This is a genomic window from Pseudonocardia sp. HH130629-09, from assembly GCF_001294645.1.
In the GTDB taxonomy this organism is placed as follows: Bacteria; Actinomycetota; Actinomycetes; order Mycobacteriales; family Pseudonocardiaceae; genus Pseudonocardia.
Genome location: NZ_CP011868.1, coordinates 3510874 through 3520082 on the forward strand (window position 1 = coordinate 3510874; position 9209 = coordinate 3520082).

Annotated in this window: 3 protein-coding genes; all 3 read left to right on the forward strand. The window is 74.5% G+C overall.

Going from position 1 to position 9209, the window contains the following annotated elements:
* The first annotated feature begins 55 nt into the window (after positions 1–55).
* Positions 56–334: a hypothetical protein gene (locus tag XF36_RS16085; RefSeq protein ID WP_060712619.1), complete on the forward strand. Its 279-nt coding sequence runs from the start codon at positions 56–58 to the stop codon at positions 332–334.
* 36 nt (positions 335–370) lie between these two features.
* Complete coding sequence (locus tag XF36_RS16090) at positions 371–5461, forward strand: SpoIIE family protein phosphatase (protein ID WP_060712620.1); 5091 nt, start codon at positions 371–373, stop codon at positions 5459–5461.
* Between the two features lie 203 nt (positions 5462–5664).
* The gene (gene car / locus XF36_RS16095) at positions 5665–9162 is read left to right on the forward strand and encodes a carboxylic acid reductase (protein WP_060712621.1); all 3498 of its coding nucleotides are present in this window, start codon (positions 5665–5667) and stop codon (positions 9160–9162) included.
* Positions 9163–9209 lie beyond the last annotated feature (47 nt).

Below are 9209 nucleotides of genomic sequence, written 5' to 3' on the forward strand. Positions count from 1 at the left end.
GCTGGACCGGGCCTCCGGGCTCGACCGCCCGCTGGCCGACTACGTCCGGGACAACGTGTTCGTGACTCCGGGCGGCATCGCCAGCCACCGCTACCTGCGGTGGAGCGCCGAGGTCGTCGGCATCGCCCGGATCATGCACGCGACCGACTACCCGTTCAACGGACCCCACGACTTCGACGCCCGCGCCTTCCTCACCGAGGCCCCGCTCTCCGCGTCCGACCGTGCCCTCGTCGCGTCCGCACCTGGGACCGGCTCCGCGCCGGAATCCGGCGGTGGGCCGACGACGCGTTCGGGCGGGCGCACGGTCCGGGCGCTCCCGCCCGTCGTCGGCTAGATTTCGTCGAGCTCCGACGGGGCGGGGAAGAGGCACATGCGAGGCGACGACGACGCGGACGATCCGGGCCCGCGTCCGGCGGGGACCGACGGCCCACCCGGCCCGAACCGCGCTCCCGCACGCCCGGGTCCGCCGCCGGACCTGGTCAACGCCGCCATGGCAGCACACGACTGGTCCGCCCACCCGCTCGGCCCGCCCGAGCAGTGGTCGCCCGAGCTGCGCAGCGTCGTCCGGATGCTGCTCGACTCCCGGTTCTCGATGTGGATGGCGTGGGGCCCTGACCTCACGATGTTCTACAACGACGCCTACCGGCGCGACACGCTGCGCGACAAGCACCCGTGGGCGCTCGGCCGCTCCGCCCGCGAGGTGTGGGCCGAGGTCTGGGACGACGTCGGCCCGATGATCGCGTCGGTGCTCGCCGGCGGAGAGGCCACCTGGAGCGAGGAACTCCTGCTGTTCCTCGAACGCAGCGGCTACCTCGAGGAGACCTACCACACCTTCTCCTACAGCCCGCTGCACGAGGACGGCGCCGTCGCGGGGATGCTCTGCGTGGTCACCGAGAACACCGACCGCGTGCTCAGCGAACGCCGCATGCAGACGCTGCGCGACCTCGCCGCCGACCTGGGGCCGACCCGGACCCGGGCGCAAGTGTACTCCGCGGCCGGGCGAGCGCTGGCCCGCAACCCGCAGGACCTGCCGTTCGCGCTGGTCTACGAGTTCACCGAGGACGGCGGGACCGGGCTGGTCGGCTCCACGAGCGTCGCGCCGGACGCGCCCGTGGTCGACCCGGCGGGCTGGCCGCTCGCCGCGGTGCGCGAGGGCGGCACGGCCGTGGTCGACGACCTCGCCGCCCACCTGCCGGAGCTGCCCCGCGGCGCGTGGGACCGGCCGCCGTCGCACGCCGTGCTGGACCCGCTCGCCGGGGCGCAGGGCGAGACCCTGATCCGGGGCGCACTGGTCGTCGGACTGAACCCGTTCCGGCTGTTCGACGAGCGCTACCGGGCCTTCGTCGACCTCCTGGCGGGTCAGGTCGAGGCCGCGCTGGTCGCCGCGGGCGCCTACGAGGCCGAGCGTGAGCGTGCGGAGGCGCTCGCCGAGCTCGACCGTGCCAAGACCGACTTCTTCTCGAACGTCAGCCACGAGTTCCGCACGCCCCTGACACTGATCATGGGACCGGTCGAGCAGCTGCGCGACGCCCCGCCGGAGCCGGACCGGCTCGCCGCGGAGCTCGACGTCGTGCACCGCAACGCGTTGCGCCTCGGACGGCTCGTCACCACGCTGCTCGACTTCTCCCGGCTGCAGGCCGGACGGCTGCGCGCGACGTTCGAGCCCACCGACCTCGCCGCCTTCACCACCGAGCTGAGCAGCCTGTTCCGGTCGGCGATGGAGCGCGCCGGGCTGGACTACACGGTGGACTGTCCGCCGCTGCCCTGGCCGGTCCACGTCGACCGCGAGTCCTGGGAGAAGGTCGTCCTCAACCTGCTGTCCAACGCGCTGAAGTTCACCCTGGACGGCCACGTCGCGGTCGCCCTGCGCGCCGACGGCGACAGCGCGGTCGAGCTGACCGTCGCCGACACCGGGGCCGGGATCCCCGCCGAAGAGCTGCCCCGGCTGTTCGAGCGGTTCCACCGCATCGCCGGCACCCGCGCCCGCTCGACCGAGGGGTCGGGCATCGGGCTCGCCATGACCCGCGAGCTGGTCACCCTGCACGGCGGGACGATCACCGCGGCGAGCACACCTGGCACCGGCACCACCTTCACCGTCCGGATCCCGACCGGCACCGCGCACCTCGATCCGGACCGCGTCGCCGACACCGCGTCCGGGAGCGCACCCACCGCGACGTCGGAGGCGTTCGTCGGCGAGGCGCTGCGCTGGCTGCCCGGCCCGGCACCGGCCCCGGCACCCGTCCCGGCGGACGTCGCGGGTACGGACGCGCCGGCCTCCGCGGGCCGGATCCTCGTCGCCGACGACAACGCCGACATGCGGGAGTACCTGCAGCGGCTGCTGGCCGACCGGTACGAGGTCCAGCTCGTCGAAGACGGGAAGTCCGCGCTGACCGCGGCCCGGGAACGCCCGCCGGACCTCGTCGTCACCGACATCATGATGCCCGTCCTCGACGGCATGGAGCTGCTCGCAGCGCTGCGCGGGGACCGTCGGACGGCCGGGGTGCCGGTCCTGCTGCTCTCCGCCCGCGCCGGTGAGGAGGCCGCGATCGAGGGCCTGGGCGCCGGTGCGGACGACTACCTGGTCAAGCCGTTCTCCGCGGCCGAACTCGTGGCCCGGGTCAACGCCCACCTGAAGCTGGGGCGGGTCCGCCGCGAGGCGGAGGCCCGGTTCACCGCGATGGCCGACCTGGCACCGGCCCTGATCTGGGTCGCCGACCCGGACGGCGCGCGGACCTACGTCAACTCCGGCTGGCAGGAGTTCACCGGCCGGGAGGCCTTCGCCGACCTCGACGACGGCTGGACCGACGGGCTGCACCCGCACGACCGGCAGCGCTACCGCAACCGGTTCTCCCGCGCGGTCGCGTCCGGGACGGGCTGGCAGATCGAGTACCGGCTCCGCCGCGCCGACGGCGCCTTCCGCTGGATCCTCGAGCACGCCGTCCCGCTGCACACCGACGCCGACGGGGCCGTGACCGGCTGGGTGGGCAGCGGCACCGACATCACCGTGCGCTACCGCGAGTCCGAACGCCAGGCACTGCTCGCCCGGCTCAGCCGGGAGCTGGACACCGCCGAGGACGTCGACCACCGGCTGCGGCGCCTGACCGCCCTGCTCGTCGAGACCCGGCTGGCCGACGTGTGCACGGTCCGCCGCGTCGACGAGGCCGGGCAGCTCGTCCGCGCCGCCGGGGCCGCTCCGGACACCACGACCGAGGCGCTGCTCGACGAGCGCCCCGGCGAGACCTCGTTCGGCCGGCAGGTGCTCGACGCCGGTGCCGCGGTCCTGTGGGACGACACCGCCCCCGGCGCGACGGTCCCGGGCTCGGCGATCCCGGCACGCTCCGCGGTCGGGGTCCCGCTGACCGCGCGCGGCCGGACGCTGGCCGTCCTGGTCCTGGTGCGGGGCCCGCAGACCACGCCGTACGCCCCCGACGACATCGAGCTCGTCACCGACCTCGCCGACCGCGCCGCGCTCGCACTCGACAACGCGCTGCTGCTCGCGGACGAGCGGGCCAACGCCGACCGGCTGGCGCTGCTGCAGCAGGCCACCGCCGAGCTGTCGGCGGCCGCCGACCCGACCGAGGTGGCCCGGACCGTCGTCACCCACCTGCGGGCACTGCTCGGCCCCTGCCGCATCGCGGTTTACGAGCTCGACCCGACCGCCCAGCACCTGCGGGCGCTGGCCCTGCACGACGTCGCCGACCCGCAGGCGTGGCAGGAGGTGCCGCTGAGCTCGCCGATCCCGGCCGCGGTGACCGCCCGCGAGGCCCGCGCGCTGTGGCTGGAACCGGGCACCGACTGGCGCGAGCGCCACCCGCAGACGGCCGAGCTGCTCGACCGCCTCGGCCACCTGACCGTCTTCACCCTCCCGCTGGTCACCGCCGCCCGCACCGTCGGCGTCATCGCGACCGCGTTCATGACACCGCGGCCGCTGCCGCCCAGCGAGCGCGCCACCCTGCTCGCCCTGACCGACCCGGCCGCGCAGGCCCTCGAACGCGCCCGGCTCTACCGCGCCGAGCGGGAGGTCGCGCACACCCTGCAGCGCACGCTGCTGCCCATCCGGCTGCCCGACCTCGACACCGTGGAGATCGCGGTGCGCTACCAGGCGGGCGCCGCGGGCACCGAGGCCGGCGGCGACTGGTACGACGTCGTCGACCTCGGCGACGGGCGGGTCGGGCTGTCGGTCGGCGACGTCGTCGGGCAGGGCGTCGCCGCGGCCGCAGTGATGGCCCAGCTGCGCACCGTCCTCTCCGGCGCCGTCCGCCAGGGTCGCGACCCCGCGTCCGCGCTGGAGCTGCTCGACGAGTTCGCGACCTGGATCCCCGGCGCCCGCTACTCGACGGCGGCCTGCGTGGTCGTCGACCCCGGCCGCGGGGAGCTGCGCTGGGCACGGGCCGGACACCTGCCCGTGCTGGTCGTCGACGAGGACGGCGGCGGCTACCTCGCGGGCGGGCACAACCCCGTCCTGGGGATCCGCGGCCGTCCGGCCTTCCGCGAGGGGATCGCCCCCATCGCCGCCGGGCAGACGCTGGTGCTCTACACCGACGGGCTCGTCGAGCGTCGCGGCGAGGTCGTCGACGACGGGCTGGACCGGTTGGCCGGGATCGCCACCGAGGTGGCCGGACTGCCGCCGGAGCAGTTCGCCGGGCAGATCATCGACCGGGCCCTGGCCGGCGCCGCGCACACCGACGACGCGGCGCTGGTCTGCGTCCGCGTCCTGCCGCCCGACATCGACCTCACCGTCCCCGGGTCCGCCCGGGAGCTGAGGGGCATGCGCCGCCGGGTCCGGCGCTGGGCCGACCAGGTGGGTCTGGGCGAGGACCTCGGCGACGACCTGGTCCGCGCGATCGACGAGGCCGCCGCCAACAGCGTGGAGCACGGCTACGCCGGGTTCGACCCGCCCGGTGACGTCCGGCTCCACCTGGGCTACACGCCGTCGGGCGGGGTGAGCGCGTGCGTCTCCGACGACGGCCGATGGCGGCCGCCGCCGAGCGACCCCGGTCACCGCGGGCTCGGTCTGGCGATGATCCGGGCGATCGCGACCAGCAGCGAGATCGAGCACACCGACGGCGGGACGGCGGTGCGTATGCGGATCGCCCCGACGGCCCGTCCCACCGCGCCGCACTCCGCGGCGGTCCACCGGCCGCGGGCGTCGGAGGACCGGCGGACCACCGTGCTGCGCGACCACGGACGCCGCGACGGGGTCGTGCGGGTGCTGCTCGACGGTGACCTCGACCTCGCCGGTGCCGGGGACGTGCGGGACCGGCTGCTGGAGCTCGCCGAGTCCGGGTCGGTCGACCTGGTCGTGGACGGCGCCTCCTACGTCGCGAGCAACGGCGCCGCGCTGCTCGCCGAGGCGGGCGACCGCGCGGCCGCCGGTGGGCACCGCCTGCGGGTCACGGTGTCACCCGGACCCGCCCGGCGGGCCTTGGAGCTCGTCGGTCTGGGTCCGCTCCAGCCCTGATCACGGCCGTCGACAAGCGCTCTACGAAAAGCGCACGACGCGTGCTGAAACCACGAATGCTTTTGTCGCGCAAGTACATCGCGACGACGATCACATGGCCCAAGGCCGTTTCGCGGAGTAACACTTAGGAACGCTACCCCCCCGGTGGCCGTCCCTCCCGGACGGGCCGGAGGACGCGAACGGACGAGGAAGTGGGTGCCTGAGTGAACGTCACCGATCCGGAGGCCCGGGCCGAGCGCCTGGCGGCGGACCTCGACGAGAACGATCCGCAGTACCGGGCCGCGAGGCGCGACGAAACCGTCCGCGCGGCCGCACTCGAGGCGGGACCCGGTCTCGCCGCCGCGGTCGACCGCATCATGACCGGCTACGGCGACCGGCCCGCCCTCGCCCAGCGCGACACCGAGCCCTACACCGATCCCGCGACCGGCCGGACGGCCCTGCGGCTGCTGCCCAGCTTCTCCACCCTCAGCTACGCGCAGGCCTGGGAGCGGGCCCGCCGGCTCGCCACCGCCTGGGCGGCCGCCGGTGTCCGGCCGGGCGAGTTCGTCGCGACGATCGGGTTCACCAGCACCGAGTACGCGACGGTGGACCTCGCCGTCGTCGCCCTCGGCGCCGTCGCGGTGCCCCTGCAGCCCAGCTCGGCGCTGCCGCAGCTGCAGGCGATCGTCGACGAGACCGCACCGGTCGTGCTCGCCACGAGCCAGGAGTACCTGGGCAAGGCCGTCGAGCTGGCCCGTGCCGCCGAGCGGACCCCGCGCCTGGTCGTGTTCGACCACCACCCCGAGATCGACGACGAGCGCGAGACCCTCGCCGAGGCCGCCGTCGCGCTGCCCACGGTGCAGACCCTCGACGAGGTCCTGGACGGCGCGGCGCAGCTCCCGCTCGCCCCGCTGCACTCCCCCGACGGCGACGACGACCCCCTCGCGGTCCTGATCTACACCTCCGGCAGCACCGGCGCCCCGAAGGGGGCGATGTACCCGCAGCGGGCCCAGTGGCGCGCCTGGAGCGGCCACGCGATGAGCCTGCCCGCCACCCGACCGACGATCAGCCTGAACTTCATGCCGCTCAGCCACATGATGGGTCGGACGGTGCTGCTGAGCACGCTCGGCTCCGGTGGCATCGCGTACTTCGTCGCCCGGTCGGACCTGTCGACCCTGTTCGAGGATCTCGCGCTCGCCCGGCCGACCGAGTTCCACGTGGTGCCGCGGATCTTCGACATGCTGTTCCAACTCTTCCAGTCCGAGCTCCACGCGCGTTCCGGTGACGGCGGGGACCCGGCCGCCGCCGAACGGGCCGTCCTCGACGACCTGCGCGAGCGGGTGCTCGGCGGCCGGATCCTGCGCGCACTCGTCGGCAGCGCCCCCATCTCCCCGGAGATGAAGGAGTTCGCCCAGGCCGTGCTCGGCGTGCCGCTGCACGAGGGCTACGGCTCCACCGAGTGCGGGGTCGTGCTCATCGACGGCGTCGTCCAGTCCCCGCCGGTGACCGCCTGGAAGCTGGTCGACGTCCCCGAGCTCGGCTACCACACCGACGACCACCCGCACCCGCGCGGTGAGCTCCTTGTGCGGACCGACGACATCTTCCCCGGCTACTACCACCGCCCCGAGGTCACCTCCTCGGTCTTCGACGACGACGGCTACTACCGCACCGGCGACATCATGGCCCAGGTCGGGCCGGACCGGCTCGTCTACGTCGACCGTCGCAACAACGTGCAGAAGCTCTCCCAGGGCGAGTTCGTCGCCCTGTCCAAGGTGGAGGCAGCCCTCACCCACGACCCGGCGATCCGGCAGGTCTTCGTACACGGCAACAGCGACCGGCCCTACCTGCTCGCCGTCGTCGTCCCGTCGCAGGACCTGCTCGACCGCGTCTCCGACCCGCAGGAGCTGCACGGCGAGCTGACCGCGGCGGTGCAGCTCACCGCGCGCCGTGCCGGCCTCGAACCGTACGAGATCCCGCGCGACCTGATCGTCGAGCCGGAACCGTTCAGCATGGCCAACGGCCTGCTCTCCGACATCCGCAAGCTGCTGCGCCCGCGGCTGCGCGAGCGCTACGGCGAGCGGCTCGACCAGCTCTACGCCGAGCTGGCGCGCGCCGAGAACGACGAGCTGGCCGCGCTGCGGGCGAGTGGTGCCGACCAGCCGGTGCAGGAGACGGTGATCCGCGCCGCCCGGGCGATGCTCGGCGCCTCCAGCACCGAGGTCACGCCGGACGCGACGTTCCTCGACCTGGGCGGCGACTCGCTGTCGGCGCTGAGCTTCTCGAACCTGCTGCACGACGTGTTCGGCGTCGAGGTCCCGGTCGGCGTCGTCATCAACCCGGCCGGTGACCTGCGGTCGGTCGCCGCGCACATCGAGCGGCTGCGCGACGGCGACGCCGTCCCGACCCCGGCGAGCGTGCACGGACCCGACGCCGTCGAGATCCGGGCGGAGCACCTGCGCCTCGACGCCTTCCTCGACCCCGCCACCCTCGCCGCCGCCCCCGGGCTGCCCGCGCCGGCAGCGGGCGAGACGCGGACCGTGCTGCTCACCGGGGCCACCGGCTTCCTCGGCCGCTTCATGTGCCTGGACCGGCTCGAACAGGCCGCGCGCACCGGCGGCACCGTGGTCTGCGTGGTCCGCGGTTCCGACGACGCCGCCGCCCGCCGCCGGCTCGACGAGACCTTCGACTCCGGCGACCCGGAGCTGCTGCGTCACTACCGCGCGCTCGCCGAGGAGCACCTGGAGGTCCTCGCGGGCGACCTCGGCTCGCCGCGGCTCGGACTCGACGAGGCGACCTGGGAGCGGCTCACGTCCGAGGTCGACGTCGTGCTGCACTCCGGTGCACTGGTCAACCACGTGCTGCCCTACGGCCAGCTGTTCGGCCCGAACGTCGTCGGCACCGCGGAGGTCGTGCGCCTCGCGCTCACCACCCGGCTCAAGCCGGTGGTGTACCTGTCGACGATCGGCGTCGCCGACCAGATCCCGGCGGGCTCGTTCGCCGAGGAGACCGACATCCGCGAGATGAGCGCGGTCCGCCACGTCCACGACGGGTACGCCAACGGCTACGCCATGAGCAAGTGGGCCGGCGAGGTGCTGCTGCGCGAGGCGCACGACCTGTGCGGGCTGCCGGTCACGGTGTTCCGGTCGGACATGATCCTGGCCCACACCCGCTGGGCCGGGCAGCTCAACGTGCCGGACGTCTTCACTCGGCTGATCGTCACCCTGCTCGCGACCGGGCTGGCCCCGGCGTCGTTCTACGAGCCGGGCCCCGACGGCGGCCGGGCCCGCGCGCACTACGACGGGCTGCCGGTCGACTTCAGCGCCGCCGCCGTCGACGGGATCGGCACCGCCGGCTCGGCTGGGTTCCGCACCTTCCACCTGTTCAACCCGCACGACGACGGCATCTCGCTCGACACCTTCGTCGACTGGCTGGTGGAGTCGGGCCACACCATCACCCGTCTCGACGACTACGTGGAGTGGCGCGACCGGGTCGAGACCGCACTGCGCGGGCGGCCCGAGCAGCAGCGCAAGCACTCCCTGCTGCCGGTGCTGCGCTCCTACGACAAGCCGGCCGACGCGGTGCCCGGCAGCGCGGCGCCGACGGCGGCGTTCCGGGCCGCGGTGCAGGCCGCCCGGCCGGGCGGCTGGACCGACATCCCGCACCTGGACCGGGCGCTGATCGAGAAGTACGCCGCCGACGTGCGGCTGCTCGGCCTGGTCTGACCGGGACCGGTCCGGCACCGGAGGGCCCGTCGGCGGTCGGGACGGGC